Below are 22,860 nucleotides of genomic sequence, written 5' to 3'. Positions count from 1 at the left end.
TCTGGGTACCCCTAAGGCGCTTCCCGTACTACCGGGGTTGTGGTCACGGGGTCAACCAGCGGGGGGTGACCATGCCCGATTCGTAGGCCAGCACGACGAGCTGCGCGCGATCACGGACGTCCACTTTGGTCATGATCCGGCTGACGTGCGTCTTCGCCGTCGCCGGGCTGAGCACGAGTTCCTTCGCGATCTCGTCGTTGGACAGTCCGGCCGCGACCAGGCTCATCACCTCGCGTTCCCGCTCGGTGAGCCGGTTCAGGGTGGGCGAGGGGGCGGGCCGGTCCACCCGGCCGGCGAATTCGGAGATCAGGCGGCGGGTGATCGACGGCGCGAGCAACGCGTCGCCCCTGGCGACCACGCGGACACCGTGGATCAGCTCCTCCGGTTCGGTGTCCTTGACCAGGAACCCGCTGGCACCCGCGCGCAAGGCGCCGTAGACGTCCTCGTCGAGGTCGAAGGTGGTGAGGATGACGACCTTGGTCCCGGCCCGCGCCGGATCTCCGAGCAGATGCCGGGTCGCGGTGAGCCCGTCCATCACCGGCATCCGGATGTCCATCAGGACGACGTCGGGTTCGTGTTCGCGCGCGGCTTCGAGGGATTCACGCCCGTCGGCCGCTTCGGCGACCACGCTGATGTCATCTTCACCGTCCAAAATGGACTTGAACCCGGCGCGGACCAGCCGCTGGTCGTCGACCAGCAGGACCCGGATCATTTCCTCACCCGCAGCGGAAGCCGGGCGCGCACGCGGAAGCCACCGTCCTCGCGCGCGGCCGCGGTGAGTTCGCCACCGAGTGCCTCGGCCCGTTCGGTCATACCGCGGATCCCGTTGCCGGGCTCCGCCGTGCCTCCCCGGCCGTCGTCGTCGATCTGCACGGACACATCATGGGGCGTGTAGCCGATCCGCACCACGACGGTGTTCGCGGCGGCGTGGCGCGCGACGTTGGTCAGCGCCTCCTGGACGACGCGGAACGCGGCGTGCTCGACGTCGGGTGGCAGTTCCGTCGCCGTGCCGTCGATCTCGGTCCGGACGGTCAGCCCGTGCGCGCCCGCCGACTCGGCCAGTTCGGCGACCCTGGCCAGGCTCGGTGTGTCCGCCTGCCGCAACATGCCCAGGGTGGCGCGAAGTTCTCGTAACGCCTCCTTACTGGTCTTTTTGATCGTGGTCAGTGCCTCCTCGGCTTTCGCCGGATCCTTGCCGTGCAGGGCCGCACCGGCCTGGACGTTGATGAGTGCCAGGTTGTGGCCGAGGACGTCGTGCAGTTCGCGCGCGATCCGGAGGCGTTCGTCGGTGGCCCTTCGCTGGGCCTCGGCCTCCTTGGTGCGCTCGGCCTCTCGGCGGTAGTACGTCACGGCGCCGACCGCGACCAGCGCGATGAACCAGCCCGCCATCAGCAGGAAGGCGAAGTTGTCCACCTGCCGTGAGGCGCCGGCCCCCAGCTCGCCGATCGCGACGCCGCCCATCGAGGCCGCCGCGACGACCGCTGCGCTCCGGATCCGTCCGGTCGAGGCGTTGTTGTACAGCGCGAAGGCGAACGCGAGCAGGACGAACCCGTCCGGATCGGTCTGCGGGTAGTAGATCGCGCAGCACACCGCGGTGAAGATGGTGACAGGGAGCGGGAACCGGCGGCGCAGGAACAACGCCGCGCAGGCGAGCGCCACGCAGACCCAGCCGACGGCCGCGTTGCGCGGTGTCTCCGCGCCGTCCCCGAGCGAGGCCGCGACGGAGCCCGCGATCACCGCCACGGTGACCGCGATTTCCGCCGCGTACCGCCGCAGGATCGCCACACGACGAGAGTAGCGCGATCCGGGCCGATTGACAAAATGGATTTTTACGTTCAAACTGATTTTTGTGATCAAGGGTGTGACGCCGTGAAGGATGTGGAGTACCTCGATCGGCTGGAGCAGGCGGAGGCGTTGCTGAAACCGCAGCGGGTGGACGTCCTGCGGCAGCTGGCGGAGCCGCGGTCGTGCACCGAGGTGGCGGCGGTGCTGGATCAGACTCCCCAGCGGGTCTATTACCACGTGAAGCGACTGGTGGAAGCCGGTCTCGTGAAGCAGGTGTCGGAGCGGAAGGTGCGCGCCGTCAGTGAGGGCGTGTACCAGGCGACCGCCCGTTCGTACTGGCTGTCACCCGGACTGGTCGGACGGCTCGGCCCGCGGGTGGCGCGGGACGAGCTGAGCCTGGGCTACCTGGTGGACCTCATGGAGGAGGTCCAGGCGGACGTCGCCGCGCTCGACCGGACCGCGCCGGAGTTGCCGTCGATCGGCGTTTCCGGCGAGATCCGGGTGGAGCCCGAGCGGCGCCAGGAGTTCCTCGACGAACTGAAGACGACTTTGCAGGACCTGTTCACCCGCTACGGCGGAGCGGAAGGCGACGCCTTCAAGCTCGCCGTGGCCTGTTACCCGAAGGGAGAAGCCCGTGGCTGAGCCGACGACGTTCCAAGTGCGCCTGCGCGCGCCGATCGACGAGGTCTGGCACGCGCTGACCGATCCCGGGGCGCTGCGCGAGTGGCTTTCCGAGTACGCGGAAGTCGACCTGCCGTCCCGGTACGAGTTCTGGGGCCGCTACACGCCGGACGGCGATCGTCCGCGCCAGCGACTGTTGCTGGCCGAGGATAACGTCCTGCGGTTCGCGTGGACCGTCGACGGCAAGGAGACCGTCGTCGAGATCGTGCTGACGGAAGACGGGGACGGCACGTCCTTGTCGTTCAGTCAGAGCGGGCTGCCGGACTACACCGCGATGCTCGCCGACCCGGATTCGTCACTCGGCATGATGTACACGTTCTGGGCACTGTCCATCGCGAACCTCGTCGATTACGTCGAAGGACGGCCGCTCACCGCCCGCTGCGACCTCACTTCCCCGCTGATGAGCGAAGAGGTGCGGATCGACGCGCCGCGCGGCGAGGTCTACTCCTCGATCGCCGATCCCGCCGTGTTCACGCGCTGGTTCGGCGCCCGGATCGAGGCGGAGACCGAGGTCGGCGGCCGCTGGGCGATGGGGTCACTGGAGAACGACCCGGATCCGGCGAAGATCGTCGACCTGGTGCCCGACACCAAGATGTCGCTCGCGTACCAGGACGGCGTCGTCGCCACGTGGGAGCTCGAGGATTCCGGCGGCGGCACCAAGCTGACGTTCGTCCAAAGTGGATTCGCCGCCGAGAAGCCGCCCTACGGCTCGTGGATGGGCTGGCTCAGCGGTTTGGCGGAATTGCGCCGGTTCCACGAGATCGACCCGTGGCTCCCGCTGTGGGCCGACGTCCGGCTGGAAGGAATGCCCGAAGGTCTCATCACACTGGATGGAAAGTAGGAGGAAGCGATGTTGCTCGAAGGCAGGAACGCGATCGTCTACGGGGCGGCGGGCGGAATCGGGAGCGCGGTGGCCCGCGGCTTCGCGAGAGAAGGCGCGACCGTCCATCTCACCGGTCGCACGCTGAAGAAGCTCGACGCGTTGGCCGACGAAATCCGGGAGGCCGGCGGGAAAGCCGAAACAGCGGAGTTCGACGCACTCGATGAAGCCGCCGTCGACGAGCATGCCGCGTCGGTGGTTTCCACCGCGGGCAGTGTCGACATCTCGATGAACGTGATCACGCACAACGACGTCCAGGGCACTCCGCTCGTCGAGATGTCGTTGGAGGACTTGGAAAGCCCGGTCCGGACGGCGGTACGGACGAACTTCCTGACCGCACGGGCGGCCGCTCGGCACATGATCGAGCAGAGGTCCGGGGTGATCCTGATGTTCGGTGGCGACGGTGACCCGCTGCCGGGATATCACCTCGGTGGGCTCCAGGTCGCGTTCAGCGCGATGGAAGCGCTGCGGCGAGGACTGGCCTGCGAGCTCGGACCGCAGGGCATCCGTGTCGTGACCCTGCGCACCGGCGGGATCCCGGAGACGATCCCGGCGGAGGCCGGGCTCGAAGACGCCATCCGTGACATGGTCGACGCGACGATGCTCAAGCGGACGGCTTCACTCGAAGACGTCGCCCGGGTGGCCGCCTTCGCCGCGTCGGATCACGCGCGCAGCATGACGGCGACGGCGCTGAATATCAGTTGCGGCACGATGGTCGACTGACCCACAGCCGCCGTTAACACCGGCGAACGATCTCCCGACTACGCGGCACTACCAGGTGCTGGGGAGGTTGTTATGCCGAAGAGCACAACGAAGCTGGGCATGGCGCTGGCGATCGGACTTCTGGTCGCCGGAGCCTGCGGGGTGGAGACCGTGCCCACCGGGAGGGTCACGCCGGCGAGCAGTCAGATGTCGACGCCGACGACCACCGCGTGGACACCGCCGACGACCACGACCACGGCGACGCCTACGCCGACACCTCAGCAGTTCGTTCCACCGGCCACGACCGCGGTCGAGGTGCCGAAGCAGGTCGAGCCGAAACCGACGAAGGCACGTCCGAAGACCACGCAGGCGACGCCGAAGGCACCGAATCCGGCGGAATGCGGAAGCGACTATTACCGCAACACCGACGGCGTGTGCGTCCATCGGCCGGCGAGCGGTCCCGGCGCGGCCGACGGTGCGACCGCCCTCTGCAAGGACGGTTCGTACAGCTACAGCCAGAATCGCCGCGGCACCTGCTCCGGGCACGGCGGGGTCCGCACCTGGCTGTGATCCCGTCCGTCATTCATTCACTGGGAAGGGTGGTGCTGTGTAAGGTCGGATCATGGGATGCGCATGGTGAAACCGGTCGGACGGGCACCTTCGCCCCGGATCTTCGTGGTCGTGCTCGCCACTTGCGGGCTGGTGGCCTCGTTCATGCAGACGCTGGTCGTCCCGCTCATCCCGGCATTTCCCCGGTTGCTCGACACGACCCCGTCGGACGCGTCGTGGGTGGTGACGGCGACCCTGATCGCCGGAGCCGTGGTGATGCCGGTGAGCGGCAGGCTCGGCGACCTCTACGGCAAACGCCGGTTGCTGCTGATCAGCCTGGGGTTCCTGGTCGCCGGTTCCGTGGTGTCGGCGCTGACGAGTTCGCTCGCGCTGATGGTCGTCGGCCGGGGGCTCCAGGGCTGCGCGATGGGCGCGATCCCGCTGGGCATCAGCATCATGCGCGACGAGCTCGCACCGGAACGGGTCGGTGCGGCGATCTCGGTGATGAGTTCGACGCTCGGTGTCGGCGGTGCCATCGGGCTCCCGGTGTCGGCGCTGGTCGCGCAGAACGCCGACTGGCACGTCCTCTTCTGGGCGTCGGCGGGGCTTGGGCTCGTTTGCGGCCTGCTGATCCTCTTCGTGGTGCCGGAATCGCCGGTGAAGACACCGGCGCCGTTCGACTACCTCGGTGCCCTGGGGCTGACGGTCGGCCTGGTCTGCCTGTTGTTGCCGATCGTCAAGGGCAGCGAATGGGGCTGGGGAAGCGGCCGCACGCTGGCCTTCGGCGGGAGCGCGCTGGTGATCCTGCTGGTCTGGGGTGCCTACCAGCTGCGACGCCGGGATCCGCTCGTGGATCTGCGGGTCTCCGCGCGGCGTCCGGTGTTGTTCACCAACCTCGCGTCGATCATGATCGGTTTCGCCCTGTACTCGATGGCGTTGTCGTTCCCGCAGCTGCTGCAGGCGCCCGCGTCGACCGGCTACGGCCTCGGCCTGACGATGGTGCAGGCCGGTCTCTGCCTCGCGCCGAACGGCCTGGTCATGTTCATGCTGTCGCCGGTTTCGGCCCGGCTCATCGAGCGCTACGGACCGCGTACGACACTGATGGTCGGTGCCACCACCATCGCGACCGGGTATGTCTTCGCGACCGTGTTGATGGACAACGCCGTCGAGCTGATCACGGCGTCGATCATCATCGGCGGTGGTGTGGGCATCGCTTACGCGGCCATGCCCGCGCTGATCATGGGCTCGGTGCCGGTCACCGAAACCGCGTCCGCGAACGGGTTGAACTCGCTGATGCGCTCCGTCGGCACATCGACGTCCAGCGCGGTGATGGCGTCCATGCTCGCGTCGCTGGCGATCACCGTCGGCGGGGTCTCCGTCCCGTCCGCGGCCGGATTCCGGCTGAGCTTCGTGGTCGCCGCCGGCGCGGCGCTCCTGGGGCTCGTCTTGACCGCTTTCGTCCCGAAGCAACGTCAGCCCGAGCCGCTGGCCGCTTCGGTCCACTAGCGCGCCTTGCGTTGCGATGAAAGGACTTCATCGCAACGCAAGGGCGCTCGCTCAGAACAGCGTCGGGACGATCGCGTCGATCAGGTGCGGGCCCGGCTCGGCGAGCGCGCGCTGGAACTGCTCGGCCAGCTCCTCCGCGGTCGTCGCCCTGGTCGCCGGGACACCCATGCCTTCGGCGATCTTGACGAAGTCCATGTCCGGCCGGGAAAGGTCGAGCAGTTCGTTCGCCTTGGGGCCGTTGGCGTCCGCGCCGACGCGCTGCAGCTCCAGCCGCAAGATCGCGTATGCGCGGTTGTTCAGCAGGACGGTGGTGACGTTGAGGTTCTCCCTTGCTTGCGTCCACAGCGCCGAAATCGTGTACAGCGCGCTGCCGTCGGACTGCAGGTTGATCACCGGCCGGTCCGGTGCGGCGACGGCGGCCCCGGTCGCGACAGGCATGCCGTAGCCGATCGCGCCGCCGGTCAGGGTCAGCACATCGTGCCGGGGCGCACCCGCGGTCGCGGCGGGCAGCAACAGCCCGGACGTGTTCGCTTCGTCGGCGATGATCGCGCGTTCCGGCAGCAGCGCGCCGATCACCTCGACCCAGTTCTGCGGGGTCAGCGGCCCGGACGGCAACGCGGGCCGGGCGGCCTCCTGCAGTACCGGCTCGGTCTCGGCCGCGACCAGTTCCGCCACGTCGGCCAGAGCTCGCGGCACGTCCTGCGCTACTTCGGCCAGCACGTGGACCTGCGCGCCTTCGGGCACCAGGTTGCTCGCCTTGCCGGGATAGGCGAAGAACGAGACAGGAGCCTTCGTGCCGGCGACGATCACGTGCTTGATTCCGTCGAGCTGGTACGCGACCTGCTCGGCGAGGTAGCCCAGCCGCTCGATCGTCGGCAGGCCCTCGCCGCGTTCGAGCCGGGCGGGGAAGGTCTCGACGAACGTCTTGACGCCGGTCGCGGCCGCGATCCGGCTGGTCGCGCGCAGCCCGGCCTCGCGGCAGCCGCTGCCGCCGACGAGCAGGGCGACCGGTTCGCCACTGGTCAGCACTTCGGCGATGTTCTTCACCGTCGTCGCGTCGACGACCTGCGGGATCCGAGGCGGGATGGGCGCGCACGCTTCGCCGCCCTCGCCCCAGGACGCGTCGGCGGGGAGGATCAGCGTCGCCACCTGCCCGGGGGCGTCCTGCGACGCCGCGACCGCCGCCGCGGCGTCGGCACCGACGTCCTTCGTGTGCTCCGAACGGCGGACCCAGCCGTCGAGCGAACCGGCGACGGCTTCGATGTCCGACTCGAGCGGGGCGTCGTACTGCTTGTGGTAGGTCGCGTGATCGCCGATCACGTTGACGATCGGGGTGTGGGCGCGGCGCGCGTTGTGCAGGTTCGCCAGCCCGTTCCCGAGTCCGGGGCCGAGGTGCAGCAGTGTCGCGGCCGGCTTGTCGGCGATGCGCGCGTACCCGTCAGCGGCGCCGGTGACGACGCCTTCGAACAGGCCGAGCACGCCGCGCATCTCGGGCACGGAGTCGAGCGCGGCCACGAAGTGCATCTCCGAGGTGCCCGGATTCGAGAAGCACACGTCGACGCCCGCGTCGACGAGGGTGCGGATCAGGGACTGGGCGCCGTTCATCTCACTCACTTTTCAAGCCCTCTCAGCGAAAAGAACGCCGGGGTTGAGGATCCCGGCCGGGTCGAAGCTTTCCTTGATCCGGCGCATCAGCGCGATCTTCGCCGGGTCCTCCAGGTCGAGGAAGTAGCCGGCCTTGGCCCTCCCGAGGCCGTGTTCGCCGGAGATCGCGCCGCCGAGTTCCATGCCCAGCGCGAAGATGTCGGTCAGCAGCTGCTTCCGCTTGTCCGTGTCCTTGCAGAAGATGGCGAGGTGGACGTTGCCGTCGCCGGCGTGTCCGCAGCCGAGCGCGCCCGCCTCGCGCGACATCGCCATTTCCCTCGCCTTGCGCAGGAATTCGGGCATGGCGGACCTCGGGACCACCACGTCGATGACGTCGTCGGCACCGGCCGCCTTGGCCGTCCAGAACGCCTTTTCGCGTGCCTCGATGAGCTTGCGTGCCGAAGGGCCTTCGAGCACGTACACGTCCATCGCGCCGAGGTCTCCCAGCAGCCCGCCGAGCTCCTCGACGTCCGAGTGCAGCCGGTCGCTGTCGCGGTTTTCCAGCGCCACCACCAGATAGGCCTGCGCGGTGTCCCGGATGGAGTCGGGCACGCCGAGGCTGAGTTTCTCGTTGTAGCTGATCGCGGCGAGCGTCAGATTGTCGATGTACTCGAGGATGTGCGGCGCGAGCCCGCTGGAGATGATCTTCGGGACGACGGTCATCACCTCGTCGAAGGTCTCGAACGGGGCGAACACCGTGGCACCGTGCGGCAGGCGCGGGTACAGCTTCACGATGACCTCGGTGGCGATCGCGAGGGTGCCTTCGGAGCCGATGATCAGCTGGGTCAGGTCGTAACCCGTCGACACCTTCGAGGTCTTGCCGCCGGTCCGGATGATCTCGCCGGTCGGCAGCACGGCCTGCAGGCCCACGACGTTGTGGCGGGTGACGCCGTATTTGACCGCGCGCATGCCGCCCGCGTTCGTGCCGACGTTGCCACCGACACTCGCGCTCAGTTCCCCGGGATAGACGGTGTAGCCGAGTCCGGCCTCCGTGGTCTTTTCGTCCAAATCGGACAGTGTGACGCCGGGCTGGACGACGGCGACGTGGTTTTCGGTGTCGATCTCCAACACGGCGTTCATGCGTTCGAAGGAGATCACCAGGCCGTCCTCGCGAGGCCGCGCACCACCCGACAGGCCGGTGCCCGACCCGCGCGCGGTGACCGGCACGCCGTGTTCACTGGCCGCCTTCAGTAGCTCCGCGACCTCTTCGGCGCTTCCCGGTTTCGCCAGGTGGGCGGGCCTCTGCGCCGAGGTGGTCAAAGCCTCGTCGTGTGCGTAGTCCTCGGGGATCGCCTCGCCTGACAGCAAGTTCGCGTCCCCGACGATCTCGGCGAACCGTGCCGCAACATCGCCCATCGACTGCCCTTCCTCACGCTTCTTTGCCTGGTTACCGAAGCGTAGTACGTCGTGGGCGGGGATGGCCATGAATCATTTTCATGTTTGCTTCCCCCGGTCACAACCTCACGACAACCTCACTCGGATACCCATGTCGCAGCGGGCCGCGGCGGCCCGCCGGAAGGGGTGGACGCTCGATGGGATCAAGGATGAGGCGGATCGCGGCGCTGGGGGCGTCGTTCGCGATCGCGTTCGGGCTCGCGGTACCGGCGGCCGAAGGCGCGGGAACGGGCTGCACCACGCCCGTGGTGAACGTCAGCGGCGTCAGCCAGGCCGAGGGGACAAGCGCCGGGTACACCACCCTTCTCTTCACCGTTTCACTCGCCGACGGCGGTTGCGCACCGCAGGGCTCGGTCGAATACCGGACGATCGAGGGCAACGGTTCGCCGGTCGATCCGGCGTTCGTCGCGAAGGAGAGCGTCGATTACCTGCCGCGTGCGGGCACGCTGACCTGGTCCGGGCGGGCGGACACGCAGACGGTCGCGGTCAAGGTCCGCGCCGATTCCTTCGTCGAGAACGACGAGATGTTCTCGCTGCGCCTGTACGGGGAGAAAGGCGTGCGGATCGGGCACAGCGTCGGCGTGGCTTGGGTGGCCGACGACGACAAGGTCAAGACCGTGCCGTTGGCCACCACGCAGGAAGGCGAGATCTGCTGGTCGCTCCCGCCGAACTTCGCGCAGGCCACCAGCTGCAAGGTGCCGCTCGTGCTCTCCCGGCCGTGGCTCGCGGGACCGCTCACGATCCGCTACCGCACCGAAGGCTCCGCCCACGAGCCGGTGAAGGACGGTGTCGTCACCTTCGAGCGCGGTGAGACCAGGGGATACGCCGAACTCACGGTCCTGCCCGGGCAAACGGGGAAGGCGCGGGTCGAGTTCTTCGAGCCGTCGCAGGGCAGGCTCGTGTACGCGACCTCCACCGTGGTGATCAGCCCCGCCGGGTGACGAGGTCGGCGTCGGCCGTCGCGTTCGCCCGCCGGTACAGCTCGATCGCTCGAGCCCAGTGGGCGGCCGCGGCGGCCGTGTCGCCGCACCGTGTCTCCAGGTCGCCGAGGTCGCGGTGCAGATGAGCCTCCTCGTACGGATCCGGGACACCCGCCCGGACCGCGACGCCGCGCTCAAGGCTTTCCCTTGCCGACCCCAGATCGCCGAGCCCCAGGTGGGCGCGGCCGAGCCGGTCGAGGGCGGCCGCCTCGCTGTGCCGGTTCCCGACGTCCCGGCTGATCAGCAGCGCCTGGTCGAAGTCGTCCCGGGCGGCCCGGAAATCCTTGCGGGCGAGGTGGACCTGGCCGGCGTGCAACAGCGACTCCCACTCCTGCCAGCGGTCGCCGATCGCCCTGGACGCGGCAAGCGCCTTGCCGAGGTGGTCGAGCGCGACATCGTGATCGCCGAGTTCCTCGTAGGCCTCGCCGAGGGTGTCCAGGGTGGCCGCTTCCAGCCGGGCGTTGCCGAGTTCGCGGAACGTCTCCAGCGCGGCCGTCAGCGGGCTGAGACCGTCCATCGGCTGGCCGCGGCGAATGTAGGCGTGGCCGAGGTTGCGCTGGGACAGGGCGCGGCCGAGCCGGTTGCCCGCCGAGGTGCACCGCTCGACCGCGAGCCGGTACGCGGTGATCGCCTCGTCGAACCGGCGAAGCGCGGCGTAGGCGTTCGCGGTGTTGTTGTAGATGTGGCCTTCGCCTTCGAGATCGCCGGCCGCACGGGCGGCCTTCAACGCGCGGGCGTTGGTTTCGAGCGCGTCCGTCAGCCTGCGGGTCATGAAGTAGGCAGCGCCCAGCGCGCGCAGCATTTCCGCTTCCGCCAACGGATCGTCGAGCTCGGCGGCCGCCGCGGCCCCCTCGCGGCAGAGCCCGATCCGCTCGTTCCAGCCGCCCGTGGTGTCGTAAAAACTGGTGAGCAGGTAGGTGAGCTGCCAAGCGGCGGTATTGCGGCCGTGTTCGCGTGCGAACCGCACCACAGGCAGCAGGTTCGGGCGCTCGGCCCCCAGGAACGCCAGCGCCGCACGTCTTTCCGCCGGGAACGGCCTTCCGGGTGCCGGGTGTCGCAAGGCCGGGACGACCAGATCGCGGTTCGGGTCGATGATCCGGTTCGCCTCGGCGGCGACGTGCAGATACCAGTCGATCAACCGGTCCGCGGCCTCGGCGCGGCTCGCCGTCGTTTCGTCGGTGCGGACGCACGCGACGGCGAACTCACGGATCAGGTCGTGGAGGCGATAGCGATCCGGGCCCGCCGGGGTGATCAGGTGCGCCGCGGAGAGTTCGGCGGCCGCGGCCCGGCCCGCTTCGGCGGGCACCCCGCACAGCGCGCCGCCGAGTGCAGCGCTGAAAGACGTCCCCGGGATCAGTCCGGACAGCCGGAACAGGCGGGCCGGAGCATGCTCCAGTGGCAGGTAGGCGCTCGCGAGGACGGTTTTGACCGTCCGGGAATCCCCTTGCACCGCAAGGGTTTCCAATCGTCCGACGCCGGTCAGCTCATGGGTGAGTTCCGCGATCGGACGGCTCGGCTCGCCGGTCAGGCGCGCGGCGGCGATCCGCAACGCCAACGGCATCCCGTCGCACAGCCTGGCCAGCCGTGCGGCCTGCGCGGGTTCGCGGGCGACCCGGTCCGCGCCCAGCACCCGAGTGAGCAGCGTCATCGATTCCGGATCGGCCAGCGCGTCGAGCGCGAACACCCGGACGGCGTGCCTGCTGCCGAGCGCCGCCAGCGTCTGCCTGCTGGTGACGATCAGCATCGCCTTCGCCGTACCGGGGACGAGGGGAAGGATCTGGTCGACGCCGCCCGCGTTGTCGGCGACGATCACGCAACGCCTGCCGTGCAGCAGCGAGCGGTAGAGCGCCGCGCGTTCGGCCGTCGCGTCGGGCAGCCGGTCGTCGGGGAGGCCGAGACCCCGCGACAGATGCGCGAGCGCGTCGCCCGGCGACAGCGCCTCGTTCGGGTCGTGCCCCGCGAGATCGAGGAAGAGCTGGCCATCGGGGAAGCGATCCGCGATGCGATGCGCCCACTGCACGGCGAGCGCGGACTTCCCCATTCCCGCCGCCCCGGAGATCACCACGACCGGCGGCTCGGCTTCGTCGAGCAGTTCGTCGAGTGAAGCGAGCTCCTGCTGCCGTCCGGTGAAGTGTCCGACACGGGCGGGGAGTTGTGCGGGCGCGGTACCCCGTGCGGGTGCGTCGAGTTCGGGCGCGCGGCGCAGGATCGACGTGTGCAGTTCGACCAGTTCCGGTCCGGGATCGACACCGAACTCGTCCGCCAGCCCTCTGCGCACGGCCTGGAACGTCTCCAACGCCTCGGCATGTCTGCCGCAGCGATGCAGGGCGAGCATGTGCAGCGCGGCGAGCCGTTCGCGGTACGGGTGTTCGGCGCGGAGCCGTGGAAGTTCCCGGAGGACCTCTTCGTGTTCGCCGAGCCTGAGCTCGGCGTCCCAAAGTTCTTCCCAGGCGGACAGCCGTAGTTCCTGGAGCCGTTCGACCTCGCGCAGGCCCCAGCCGTCGAGTTCGGCGTCCGCGAAGGCCTCACCGCGCCAGAGCCGCAACGCCTCGCGCAACGCCGTCACCGCCTGACCGGGATTACTCCGCTTGGCGGCACGAAGTTCTTCTTCGAAGCGAAGAGCGTCGACAGAGGACGGTGCGACCGTCAGGACGTACCCGGGTTTGCGCGTCTGCAGGACCAGCGGGAACCCGCAGTCCTCCAGCGCCTGCCGGATCCGTGCGACATGGCTGTGCAGGGTCTTCACCGCGGTGCGCGGCGGATCTTCACCCCAGAGCACGTCGACCAGCCGGGGGATCGGGACGACCGAACCCGCGTGCAGGGCGAGAACGCCGAGCACGGCTCGCTGGCGGGCGCCGTGCAACTCCGCCCGCCCGGTGGGGCCGATCGCTTCGACCGGGCCCAGCACCCGTAGTTCCCCTGGCCCGGGCACCCTGCTCCCTCCGGCATGTGACCTCGGTGAGCGTATCCGGGCGAAGACTCACCGAAATCGGCCAATTAGGGCACACGATCTCGACAACCCCGCCACAACCGGTCTGACCGACGGTCAACGGGTCGAACGTTTCGCCCTAGGAGGGGAACATGATCAGCAGGAATCCGCGGCGCAGGCGAGCACTGCTCGCCTCGGCCATCTTGGCCGCCGCGACGCTGTTCGCGGGGGTCACGCCGGCGGTGCAGGCCGCACCGGGGGACCGGAGCGACGTCTTCATCCGCGACAACACGTCCGATGTCGGGTTCGAACCCTCGACCGGTTCGCTCTACTCCAGTCCCGACATCCGGGTGTGCAAGGGAATAACCCCCTGCCTCACCGACCAGCCGGTCCACCAGGGGGAACAGGTCTACATCCATGTCACGTTGAACAATCCCGGTCCGTACGGGGACGGGCTCGAGAAGGGAACGCTGCAGGTCTACTACACGAAACAGGGCACCGTGGCCCAATGGGCGAGCCAGTGGACCTACATCGGTTCGAAGACCGGCGTGTCCGTACCGTATGGCACCAAGACGGTCGTCATCCCGTGGACGGTCCCGTTCGGCTCACACTTCTGCCTGCTGGCACGGTGGCTTTCGCCGACCGACCTGCCGACCGAAGGTTTGAGCACGTCCACCAACGCACGCAAGAACAACAACATCGGCTGGCACAACGTGAACGTCCTGCCGTTCAAGATCAAGATCCCCGAGTACCGGCCGATCGTGTTCGGCTGGGACGGCCCCGATCCCACCGCGGTCGGCGACATCGTCTTCACGCAGCCGGGTAGGCCGTTCACCGGCCCGGGACGGATCACCATCGACCTCGGACCCGACCTCGCCGCACGCTGGCGGGCAGCCGGCGCGAAGGGTGAGGGTGTCGAACGGATCGGCGAGACCGAGCTGGCCATCGTCGATCCGCAGCGAGCCCGGATCAGTGGCCTGACGTTCAAGTCGGGGGAGCAGGTGGGCGCCAGACTGAGTTTCACCGCGGGAGCCGAAGCAGGAGGTGGGCAGCAGTACACCGTCAACGTGACTCAGGTCGACCAGCGCGGCGAAGAGGTCGGTGGCGTCGAGTACCGGCTCTCCGAATTGAAGCAGTAAGCCAGGGAGGGGTGCCGGCCCGTGGGCGGTGAGGGTGGAAACCCGCACCGCCCACGGGCTTCACGCGCGGGCGAACGAAAGCGTCTCGCCCTCGACACCGCGCAGCCACAGATCCTGTGCGGCTTCCGCCATCTCGGCCAGCCCCTCTTCGATCGTCGCGAACACGTTGCCGGGCACCCAGCCCGCGTCACCGTTGATCAGCAGGTTGTTGCGGCCGTAGAAGATCGCGAGATCCGTCGCACCCTGATCACTGTGCGCCTCACTGTCCTCGTCGTAGCCGTACGCCGGGTTGCCGATTTCCCAAGCCTCGAACCCGAAGTACACGACATCCCCTGGAATGGGGGTCACCGTCGGGTTTTCACGGCCTGGTTTCGGTTCGGCGAAGGGCGGCACGAGGGTGTAGACCTCGTTGCGCGCGTACTTCGCGTGGTAGGCCGAACCGCTCTGCGGCAACGCGTCCCACACCGCGCGGCAGGTCCGCGGGGCTTCGGAGTCGAGCAGCCGGGCGCGGCAGGAAACCCCGCGCTTGTCCAGGGTGATCGTGATGTAGCGGGCCATCACTCGACCCCCGCCACGACGTCGCCCCAGATCCGCAGCGCCTCGTCGACCTGTTCGGAGTCGACGATCAGCGGCGGCACCATCCGCACGACGTTCATGTACGCCCCGCAGGTCAGCAGGAGCAACCCGTTGGAGGACGCGGCTTTCTGCGCCGCCTGAGCCTTCGCCGTGTCCGGCTCGCCGTCCGGTGTGGTGAATTCGGAACCGACCAGCAGCCCCAGCCCGCGCACGTCACCGATCGACGGCGACTTGTCCGCGATCACCCGCACGCCTTCCAGGAGCTGACGTCCTCGTTCGGCGGCGTTCTCGACCAGACCTTCGCGCTGGATCACTTCGAGCGTGGCGATCGCCGCGGCGCAGGCCACCGCGTTACCGCCGTAAGTGCCGCCCTGGGAACCGGGGAGCGCCTTCGCCATCAGCTCCTCCGACGCGGCGATGCCCGAGATCGGGAAGCCGCTCGCGAGCCCCTTCGCGATGAGCACGATGTCCGGGCGTACCCCGAAGTGCTCGTGTCCCCAGAACCGGCCCGTCCGGCCGAAACCGGTCTGGATCTCGTCCATCACCAGCAGGATCCCGTGCTTGTCGGCGCGCTCCCGCAGCCCGGCGAGGAACGCGGGGTTCGCCGGGACGTACCCGCCCTCGCCGAGCACCGGCTCGATGAAGAACGCGGCCGTCTCGTTCGGCGCGCAGACCGTCGCGAACAGGTAGTCGAGCTCGCGCAGGGCGAACTTCGTCGCCGTCTCCTCGTCCCAGCCGTAGTGGAAGGCGTACGGGAAGGGTGCGACGTGCACCCCGGACATGAGCGGCGAGATCCCTGCGCTGAACCGGGTACCCGACGTCGTCATCGTCGCCGCCGCGACCGTCCGGCCGTGAAACCCGCCCTGGAAGACGATGACGTTGGGCCGCTTGGTCGCCTGCCGCGACAGCCGGAGCGCCGCTTCGACCGCCTCGCTGCCCGAGTTCGCGTAGAAGAGTGAATCCAAGCCCTCCGGCAGGACACCGCCCAGCTTCTCGGTCAACTCCAGCATCGGCTTGTGCATGACCGTCGTGTACTGCCCGTGGATGAGTTTGCCGATCTGCTCCTGCGCCGCGCTCACCACGTGCGGGTGGCAGTGGCCGGTGCTGGTCACGCCGATACCGGCGGTGAAATCCAGGTGACGTTTGCCATCGGTGTCGTAGAGGTAAACCCCTTCACCGTGGTCGACCACGACCGGCGTTGCCTGCTTGAGCAGCGGTGATAGCTGGGCCATGGGCTGCGCTCCTAGGTCGGCTGAGCTGTTGTCGATTGTTGACAATATCCATAGCATGGCGTTCGGGACAACATGGAGGAGCGTTGGGATGAGCTCGATCAGTGAGGCCGGCGTGGTCACGTCGGTCGACAAGGAACTGTTCATCGGCGGCAAGTGGGTGCCCGCCGCCGACGGGAAGACCTTCCCCGTTCTCGACCCCTCGACAGGCGAAGCCCTGTGCGAGGTGGCCGACGCGTCACCGGCGGACGGAGTCAGCGCACTCGACGCGGCCGTCGCCGCGCAGGCCGACTGGGCGAACGTCGCCCCGCGTGAACGCGGTGAGATCCTGCGCCGCGCCTACGAGCTGCTGATCAAGCGCGCCGACGAACTCGCGCTGCTGATGACCCTCGAGATGGGCAAGCCGCTCGCGGAGTCGAAGGGCGAGATCACCTACGCGGCCGAGTTCTTCCGCTGGTTCGCGGAGGAAGCCGTCCGGATCGACGGTGGCTACGCCGTCGCTCCCAACGGGACAGGCCGGTTCCTCGTGACTAAACAGCCGGTCGGCCCGTGTCTGCTGATCACGCCGTGGAACTTCCCCATGGCGATGGGCACCCGCAAGATCGGGCCCGCGGTGGCGGCAGGCTGCACGATGGTCATCAAACCCGCTGCTCAGACCCCCCTTTCGATGTTGGCCCTCGCGGCCATTCTCGCCGAAGCGGGATTGCCGGAAGGCGTGCTGAACGTGCTGACGACGTCGGATTCAGGCGGCGTGATGGAGCCGTTGATCCGGGACGGTCGCGCCCGCAAGCTGTCCTTCACCGGCTCGACCGGCGTCGGCCGGAAGCTGCTGGAACAGTGCGCGGACAAGGTGCTCCGCACCTCGATGGAACTCGGCGGCAACGCCCCCTTCCTCGTCTTCGAAGACGCCGACCTCGACGCGGCGGTCGAAGGCGCGATGACCGCGAAGATGCGCAACATCGGTGAGGCTTGCACGGCCGCGAACCGCTTCTACGTCCAGCGGGACATAGTCGACGAGTTCTCTCGGCGCCTCACCGAGCGCATGGAGGCCTTGCCCATGGGGCGTGGCACCGAGGAGGGTGTCGTGGTCGGCCCCCTCATCGACGAAGCCGCCGTCGAGAAGGTCAGTGGCCTGGTCGCCGACGCCACCGAGCGAGGCGCGCGCGTCCTCACCGGTGGATCCACTGTGGACGGTCCGGGCAACTTCTATCAGGCCACGGTGCTCACCGACGTGCCCAAGGACGCCAGGCTCGCGTCGGAAGAGATCTTCGGGCCGGTCGCCCCGATCACCCCGTTCGACAGCGAGGACGAGGCCATCGCAGCGGCGAACGACACCGAATTCGGTCTCGTGTCCTATGTGTACACCTCCGATCTCAAGCGGGCATTGCGGGTTTCGGAACGGCTGGAGGCCGGCATGATCGGCCTCAACCAAGGGCTGGTTTCGAATCCGGCGGCGCCGTTCGGCGGGATCAAGCAATCCGGCCTCGGCCGCGAGGGCGGCACCGTCGGCATCGACGAGTTCCTCGAGACCAAGTACATCGCGGTGGCTCTGTGACTTCTTCGTATCGGATCGCGAGCATCCCCGGCGACGGGATCGGCGTCGACGTGACGGTCGAGGCCCGCAAGGTCCTCGACCGCGCGGCGGCATCTCACGGTTTCTCTTTGTCGTGGCAGGAGTTCGACTGGAGTTGTGAGCGGTACACCAAGACCGGCTCGATGATGCCGGACGACGGTATCGAGCGACTCTCCCGGTTCGACGGGATCTTTCTCGGTGCCGTCGGCTTTCCCGGCGTCCCGGATCATGTTTCCCTGTGGGGCCTCCTCATTCCGGTTCGGCGCGCGTTCGGTCAGTACGTCAATCTCCGGCCGGTCCGGCTGCTGCCGGGGACGACGTCGGCACTGGCCGGCCGGAGCGCCGACGAACTGGAGATGGTGATCGTCCGGGAGAACTCCGAGGGCGAGTACTCGGAGATCGGGGGCAGGCACAACCGCGGTCTCGGCAACGAGTTCGTCTTACAGGAATCCGTGTTCACGCGGGTGGGGGTGGAGCGGATCATCCGCTACGCCTTCGAGTTGGCGAAGACGCGGACGGGTCGGGTCTGCTCGGCGACCAAGTCCAACGGGCTCATTCACTCGATGCCGTTCTGGGACGAGATCTTCGCCGAGATCTCTTCGGAGTATCCGGACGTGCACGCCGAACAATGTCATGTCGACGCGCTCGCCGCGCGGATGGTGCAGGCGCCGGACCGGCTCGACGTCGTGGTCGCTTCCAATCTGTTCGGCGACATCCTGAGCGACCTGGCGGCGGCCGTGACGGGCGGGCTCGGAATGGCGCCTTCGGGCAATATCAATCCGACCGGTGAGCTCCCTTCCATGTTCGAGGCGGTACACGGCAGCGCTCCCGACATCGCCGGACAGGGCATCGCGAATCCGGTGGCGCAGATCCTGGCGGGGGCGATGCTGCTCGAACATCTCGGGGAAACCGTTGCGGCACAAGATGTACGCGCCGCGGTGGAAAAGGTTCTCGAGGAGGGGACCGTGCAGACACCCGACCTCGGCGGGAAGTCCACCACCGCCGAACTCGGGTCCGCGGTGGTCGCCGCTCTATCTTGAACCATCCGCCCGGTGACGTGTCAAGTCCTGGATGTCATGAATGGTCCATTCATGGTTTCGGGTAGTACGTGAAGGCCCCCTTCGCTGCGTTAGGCGCAATGAAGGGGGCCTTCACGGTCCGGTTCGTGCGGGAGGGTTGCGAAAGCCACTTTCCCAACCTTCAGCGTTGCGAAAGTGGCTTTCGCAACACGTCACCTTGCCGTACCGCTCGATAGTGCCGGTCCCGCCGTTGAACTTCGCAGAGTTCGTTCCTCTCGGCAAACCTGCAGATTTTCTCACGACGGAAAACGTTGCCACGAAAGGGAATCTCGGCACGAAGTCCAGTATGAAAGCCCGCTCGTCGCACGTGCGCCGATCCGGGGCGCGAGTTTTTGTCGGTGCCCCGGTGCACAGTGTCGATCATCGGATTCGACGACTGGAGGAGTGCCGATGTGCTGGCATTGCGACAACCCCGGGAAGACCCGCGCCGACTACCTCACCGAGGAGGTCCGCCCGCTGATCCGGAAGTACGGCTGGATGGTGCAGACGGTCGAGCGCGGAATCGTGCAACCAGGATTCGCGTACACGGTCGGGCTCACCGACGCCGGGCTTCCGGAACTGGTCGTCACCGGCCTGAGAGAACGAAGATCCGGTCAGCTGCTGAACTATTTCGCCCAGCAGGTGGTCCGGTCGGGGCCGCCGGAGCCGGGCGAGGTGCTGCCCGCGGAGGTGGGATGGCCGTCATTGGAGGTCGTCCCGCTCAGTTCGCCGTCGGCGCATCTGCTCACCGCCGTCCTGCTGTACGGCGAGAACTTCCGCGCCCTGCAACTGGTCTACGAGGACGAGCACGGAAATTGGCCGTGGGACAGGGAGTTCCGTGGCGGGACCGGTGGGCAGCCGGTGCTGGGGGCGCGGGGCCGTGGCTGAATCCCTAGGGCACCGCGGGAGCTTCGCCCTCCCGCAGGCTGGTTCCCGGTGCCAGTCGCTGGACGGCGTCCTCCATATGGGCTTCCAGCAGCGAAAGCGCGGTCTCTTCGTCGCCCGCCCGCAGGGCCTCGATGATCCTGGTGTGCTCGGTGACCCGTTCTTTGACCTGCTGATAGGTGCCCTGCAGAGCGGTGAGGCACATCCGGGTCTCGATCAGCAGCGTCCGTGCCATGCGCACGAGCCGTTTGCTGCCGGAGGCGGCGATCAGCGCCTCGTGGAACCGGAGATCCGCCCAGGAGAGCGCGGTCGGGTCGTCGTCGTCCGCGGCGGCGGCCATGGCGCGCACGGCCTCTTCGAGTTCGGTGGCGACCCGTTCCCGGTCCCCGCGCAAGGCGCGCAGCATCGCGGCGCGTTCGATGGCCGAGCGCGCCGAGTAGATGTCGTAGACGTCGCCGGGTTCGAGGTCGATCACGAACAGACCGCGGTGGCGCTCACTGCGCAGGAGCCCTTCGGAGACGAGGTGCTGCATCGCCTCGCGCAGCGGTCCCCGCGAAACCTGGAACCGGGAGGCCAGGTCCGTTTCACCGAGCTGGGTGCCGGGAGGGAGGGCGCCGGTCATGATCGCGTCCCGCAGCTGGCGCGCGATGATCCCGGCGGTGGACTCCCGGCTGACCGGCTCGATTTCCGGCAAGGACATGGTTCAGCTGCTCCTCAGTCCGAACAGGGCGCCCAAGGTGCGGACGAGCGGGGCCTTGCCGGTGAGCCGCAGGCCCTCCCAGACGGTGACCTGGTTGGCGGTCAGCACTGGCTTGCGGAGCCTGGTTTCGAGCGTGTTGATCTCGCCGAGCGTCCGCATGGCGGTGTCGGGGACGAGCAGGGCGTCGGCGGCCGGGTGGTCGCGGCTCACCGCGAGTTCGACGACGGCTTCCGGGGCGAGTCCGCCGACCTCGGCGGCGGTGTCGATGTCCGCGCTGCCCATCGAGACCACTTCGATCCCGCCCGCGCCGAGGAATTCGACGAACAGGCGGGCGACGTCGTCGGGGTAGCTGGCGGCGACCGCGACCCGCCGGACGCCGAGGGCCTGTGCGGCGTTGACGAAGGCGAAGGAGGTGCTCGACGCCGGGACGCCGGCGACGGCGGCCAGCCGGTCGGCCTGATCGCGGGCGCCTTCCCAGCCGTAGACGAAACTGCCGCTGGTGCACGCCCAGACCACCGCGTCCGGTTCGTGTTTGGCCAGCAGTGCGGCGCCGTCGGCGAGCCGGCTTTCGCTGCCGAGGTCAAGGAGCTCGGGCACGGCGTGCAGGTCGGTCCCGTAGATGTGCTCGACCGGCAGTTTGATCCCGGCCATGTCCCCGCCGAGGAGCTGTTCCGCGAGCGGGTAGTCGTCTTCGGCCGCGTGATCGGGATAGATGAACCCGATGGTGGTCGTCTCGGACGGCGGCTCGGGTGGGGCGAACGGCGTGATGGGCACGGAACCTCCGGAGGGCAGATTGTCGACAATCGTAAGGGAAGAGGTCAGTCGACCTCCCGGAGCCACTTGCCGGGCCCGACGATCGGCAGGTTCATCCGCCGGAGGCAGGCCCACATCGTGAGCTGATTCGCGGTGAGGACGGGTTTGCCGAGCGCGCTTTCGAGTGGCTCGATCAGATCGTAGGTGGGGAGGTTGGTGCAACTGACGAAAATGGCTTCGGCGTCGGCGTGGTCGGCGGCGAGGATGCGTTCGGCGATGGTCCGGTAGCTGACCTTCCAGATGCCGCCGCCCAGGCCGAGATGGTCGCTCGAAACGGTGCGGACGCCGAGTTCGGCCAGGAAGTCGTGCAGCTTCCCGGTCAGGTCGCCGTCGTAGGGCGTCAGCACCGAGACCCGGTGGAGGTCGAGTTGATGCAGGACCTCCGCCAGCGCTCCGGACGTGGTGACGGCGTCCGTCGCGCCCGCGTCGCAGATCGCCTTGGTCAGAGAACGTTCGTAGTCCACACCGTTGACGAAACTGCCGGAGGTGCACAGATAGGCGACGACTTCGGGCTCCACGTGGAGCACGTCCCTCGTGGCGGCGGCGAGATGCCTGCTGTCGCTGACGAGCTGGGCCATCTCCATGCTGACGGGCACCGGCTCGTACGGTGTGCGCGCCAGATGGAGGGAGACCTCCATGGGAACCCAGCGCCACAGCTCGCGTTCCAGGGCGAGGTCGAAGGGGGCGATCACGCCGATACCGCGCTGCGCCAACGGGCCTTCGAACTCCAGTAAGTCGAAATCCAAGTCTCAGCCTCCGGAAAGCTTCTGCTGTCACAGGTCCGGTGCTCCGGGGGTCGTTCCTCGGATTGTTGACAATCATACGAGCCACTTTTACGGTGTCAACGTGATCGCCTCGGAGACCCCTGTGCTGGCGGTGCTCTGCGGAGACACGCGCCCACCGGACATGCGCGCTATCGAAGCCGAAGCGGTGGTTCGTTACACCGACGCGGCCGGGTTGGCCGATGCGTTATCCGGCGCCGACGCGTTCTTCGTCTACGACTTCCTGTCCACCGCCGTCCCGGGCGCCTGGCACGCGGCCGATCGGCTGCGCTGGCTGCACATCGCCAGCGCGGGCGTCGACCCGGTGCTCTTCCCGGGGCTGCAGGAGAGCGACGTCGTACTCACCAATTCGCGGGGGGTGTTCGACGGGGCGATAGCCGAGTACGTGCTCGGGGTCGTCCTCGCGTTCGCCAAGGATTTCGCCCGGTCGTGGGACCTGCAGAGGCAGCGGCAGTGGAAGCACCGGGAGAGTGAACGGATCTCCGGCCGCCGGGTACTGGTGGTCGGCACCGGACCGATCGGCCGGTCGATCGCTCGGATGCTGCGGGCGGCCGGGATGTCGGTGGCGGGTGTCGGACGCCGTGCTCGTGAGGGCGATCCCGACTTCGGCGACGTGTACGCGTCTTCGGAGCTGTCTCGTCATCTTCCCGGAGCGGACTACGTCGTCGCGGTCGCGCCGTTGACCGAGCAGACCAAGGGCATGTTCGACGCGGAGGCCTTCGCCGCGATGAAACCCGGCTCCCGGTTCGTCAACGTCGGCCGCGGTGAACTGGTCGTCACCTCGGATCTGATCGGCGCGCTGCGGGACGGCTCGCTCGCCGGTGCGGCGCTCGACGTCTTCGACACCGAGCCACTGCCTGCCGAAAGTCCTTTGTGGACTATGGAGAACGTGCTGATCTCGCCGCATATGTCGGGCGACTTCGTCGGCTGGCGTAATACTCTGGTAGAGGTGTTCGCGGACAACTTCCGTCGCTGGCGCGCGGGGGAGCCGCTGCGCAACGTCGTGGACAAGCAGCTCGGATACGTGCCGTCGGAGACGCTTCGCCAAGGTTAG

General features: G+C 68.2%; 21 protein-coding genes. 11 read left to right on the top strand and 10 right to left on the bottom strand.

Features of this window, described 5'->3' with window-relative positions:
- Positions 1-43 precede the first annotated feature (43 nt).
- Positions 44-712 carry a response regulator gene (locus AMK34_RS36225; protein WP_038508744.1) on the bottom strand — a complete coding sequence of 223 codons (669 nt, stop codon included), beginning with the start codon at positions 710-712 and terminating at the stop codon, positions 44-46.
- Positions 709-1,785 carry a sensor histidine kinase gene (locus tag AMK34_RS36220; protein WP_038508746.1) on the bottom strand — a complete coding sequence of 359 codons (1,077 nt, stop codon included), beginning with the start codon at positions 1,783-1,785 and terminating at the stop codon, positions 709-711. The genes AMK34_RS36225 and AMK34_RS36220 overlap by 4 nt, the downstream gene beginning before the upstream one ends.
- A gap of 84 nt (positions 1,786-1,869) precedes the next feature.
- Between AMK34_RS36220 and AMK34_RS36215 the strand changes: the two genes are divergently transcribed.
- From AMK34_RS36215 to AMK34_RS36195, 5 genes are all read left to right on the top strand, one after another.
- A complete protein-coding gene (locus AMK34_RS36215; RefSeq protein WP_073848347.1) occupies positions 1,870-2,427 on the top strand; it encodes an ArsR/SmtB family transcription factor in 558 nt (185 codons plus the stop codon).
- Positions 2,420-3,307 (top strand): SRPBCC family protein, encoded by an 888-nt coding sequence (locus AMK34_RS36210; RefSeq protein ID WP_073848346.1) that lies wholly within the window; start codon positions 2,420-2,422, stop codon positions 3,305-3,307. Before AMK34_RS36215 ends, AMK34_RS36210 begins: the two co-directional genes overlap by 8 nt.
- Before the next feature lie 9 nt (positions 3,308-3,316).
- Positions 3,317-4,069 carry an SDR family NAD(P)-dependent oxidoreductase gene (locus AMK34_RS36205; protein ID WP_073848345.1) on the top strand — a complete coding sequence of 251 codons (753 nt, stop codon included), beginning with the start codon at positions 3,317-3,319 and terminating at the stop codon, positions 4,067-4,069.
- A 72-nt stretch (positions 4,070-4,141) separates the two neighbouring features.
- On the top strand, positions 4,142-4,618 hold the full coding sequence (locus AMK34_RS36200) for a DUF3761 domain-containing protein (RefSeq protein ID WP_241832941.1): 477 nt from the start codon (positions 4,142-4,144) through the stop codon (positions 4,616-4,618).
- A 57-nt stretch (positions 4,619-4,675) separates the two neighbouring features.
- Complete coding sequence (locus tag AMK34_RS36195; protein ID WP_073848343.1) at positions 4,676-6,103, top strand: MFS transporter; 1,428 nt, start codon at positions 4,676-4,678, stop codon at positions 6,101-6,103.
- Between the two features lie 51 nt (positions 6,104-6,154).
- On the opposite strand, the gene AMK34_RS36190 is transcribed toward AMK34_RS36195, so the two are convergent.
- Both AMK34_RS36190 and AMK34_RS36185 read right to left on the bottom strand, forming a co-directional pair.
- A complete protein-coding gene (locus AMK34_RS36190) occupies positions 6,155-7,708 on the bottom strand; it encodes an acetolactate synthase large subunit (protein ID WP_038508753.1) in 1,554 nt (517 codons plus the stop codon).
- Positions 7,709-7,720: 12 nt separating this feature from the next.
- On the bottom strand, positions 7,721-9,103 hold the full coding sequence (locus AMK34_RS36185; protein WP_038508755.1) for an FAD-binding oxidoreductase: 1,383 nt from the start codon (positions 9,101-9,103) through the stop codon (positions 7,721-7,723).
- Between the two features lie 188 nt (positions 9,104-9,291).
- Between AMK34_RS36185 and AMK34_RS36180 the strand changes: the two genes are divergently transcribed.
- Positions 9,292-10,083, top strand: coding sequence for a Calx-beta domain-containing protein (locus AMK34_RS36180; RefSeq protein ID WP_073848342.1), 792 nt, complete (start codon positions 9,292-9,294; stop codon positions 10,081-10,083).
- Here AMK34_RS36180 and AMK34_RS36175 read toward each other — a convergent pair.
- On the bottom strand, positions 10,067-13,054 hold the full coding sequence (locus AMK34_RS36175; RefSeq protein WP_241832940.1) for a BTAD domain-containing putative transcriptional regulator: 2,988 nt from the start codon (positions 13,052-13,054) through the stop codon (positions 10,067-10,069). The genes AMK34_RS36180 and AMK34_RS36175 overlap by 17 nt on opposite strands.
- A gap of 149 nt (positions 13,055-13,203) precedes the next feature.
- Between AMK34_RS36175 and AMK34_RS36170 the strand changes: the two genes are divergently transcribed.
- Positions 13,204-14,190: a hypothetical protein gene (locus AMK34_RS36170; RefSeq protein ID WP_073848340.1), complete on the top strand. Its 987-nt coding sequence runs from the start codon at positions 13,204-13,206 to the stop codon at positions 14,188-14,190.
- Positions 14,191-14,250: 60 nt separating this feature from the next.
- On the opposite strand, the gene AMK34_RS36165 is transcribed toward AMK34_RS36170, so the two are convergent.
- Positions 14,251-14,748, bottom strand: a complete 498-nt coding sequence (locus AMK34_RS36165) for a DUF3830 family protein (protein ID WP_073848339.1) — start codon at positions 14,746-14,748, stop codon at positions 14,251-14,253.
- Positions 14,748-15,998 carry an aspartate aminotransferase family protein gene (locus tag AMK34_RS36160; protein ID WP_038508766.1) on the bottom strand — a complete coding sequence of 417 codons (1,251 nt, stop codon included), beginning with the start codon at positions 15,996-15,998 and terminating at the stop codon, positions 14,748-14,750. The genes AMK34_RS36165 and AMK34_RS36160 overlap by 1 nt, the downstream gene beginning before the upstream one ends.
- A gap of 88 nt (positions 15,999-16,086) precedes the next feature.
- Between AMK34_RS36160 and AMK34_RS36155 the strand changes: the two genes are divergently transcribed.
- From AMK34_RS36155 to AMK34_RS36145, 3 genes are all read left to right on the top strand, one after another.
- On the top strand, positions 16,087-17,550 hold the full coding sequence (locus AMK34_RS36155) for an NAD-dependent succinate-semialdehyde dehydrogenase (RefSeq protein ID WP_073848338.1): 1,464 nt from the start codon (positions 16,087-16,089) through the stop codon (positions 17,548-17,550).
- On the top strand, positions 17,547-18,608 hold the full coding sequence (locus AMK34_RS36150; RefSeq protein ID WP_038508770.1) for a tartrate dehydrogenase: 1,062 nt from the start codon (positions 17,547-17,549) through the stop codon (positions 18,606-18,608). Before AMK34_RS36155 ends, AMK34_RS36150 begins: the two co-directional genes overlap by 4 nt.
- Before the next feature lie 429 nt (positions 18,609-19,037).
- Entirely contained in the window at positions 19,038-19,514 is a 477-nt protein-coding gene (locus AMK34_RS36145; RefSeq protein WP_038508772.1) for a DUF4262 domain-containing protein, read from the top strand.
- A gap of 4 nt (positions 19,515-19,518) precedes the next feature.
- On the opposite strand, the gene AMK34_RS36140 is transcribed toward AMK34_RS36145, so the two are convergent.
- From AMK34_RS36140 to AMK34_RS36130, 3 genes are read right to left on the bottom strand one after another with little or no spacing between them, the layout of a single operon-like run.
- A complete protein-coding gene (locus AMK34_RS36140) occupies positions 19,519-20,211 on the bottom strand; it encodes a GntR family transcriptional regulator (protein ID WP_073848337.1) in 693 nt (230 codons plus the stop codon).
- Positions 20,212-20,214: 3 nt separating this feature from the next.
- Positions 20,215-20,985 carry a maleate cis-trans isomerase family protein gene (locus AMK34_RS36135; RefSeq protein WP_073848336.1) on the bottom strand — a complete coding sequence of 257 codons (771 nt, stop codon included), beginning with the start codon at positions 20,983-20,985 and terminating at the stop codon, positions 20,215-20,217.
- A gap of 44 nt (positions 20,986-21,029) precedes the next feature.
- Positions 21,030-21,770 (bottom strand): maleate cis-trans isomerase family protein, encoded by a 741-nt coding sequence (locus AMK34_RS36130; RefSeq protein WP_016336992.1) that lies wholly within the window; start codon positions 21,768-21,770, stop codon positions 21,030-21,032.
- Positions 21,771-21,870: 100 nt separating this feature from the next.
- Between AMK34_RS36130 and AMK34_RS36125 the strand changes: the two genes are divergently transcribed.
- Positions 21,871-22,860, top strand: coding sequence for a D-2-hydroxyacid dehydrogenase (locus AMK34_RS36125; protein WP_083650099.1), 990 nt, complete (start codon positions 21,871-21,873; stop codon positions 22,858-22,860).

It is taken from the genome of Amycolatopsis sp. CB00013, from assembly GCF_001905755.1.
Taxonomy (GTDB): Bacteria; Actinomycetota; Actinomycetes; order Mycobacteriales; family Pseudonocardiaceae; genus Amycolatopsis; species Amycolatopsis japonica.
The sequence above is the reverse complement of the archived record's forward strand: the minus strand, read 5'-3'. Positions and strand labels throughout refer to the sequence as shown.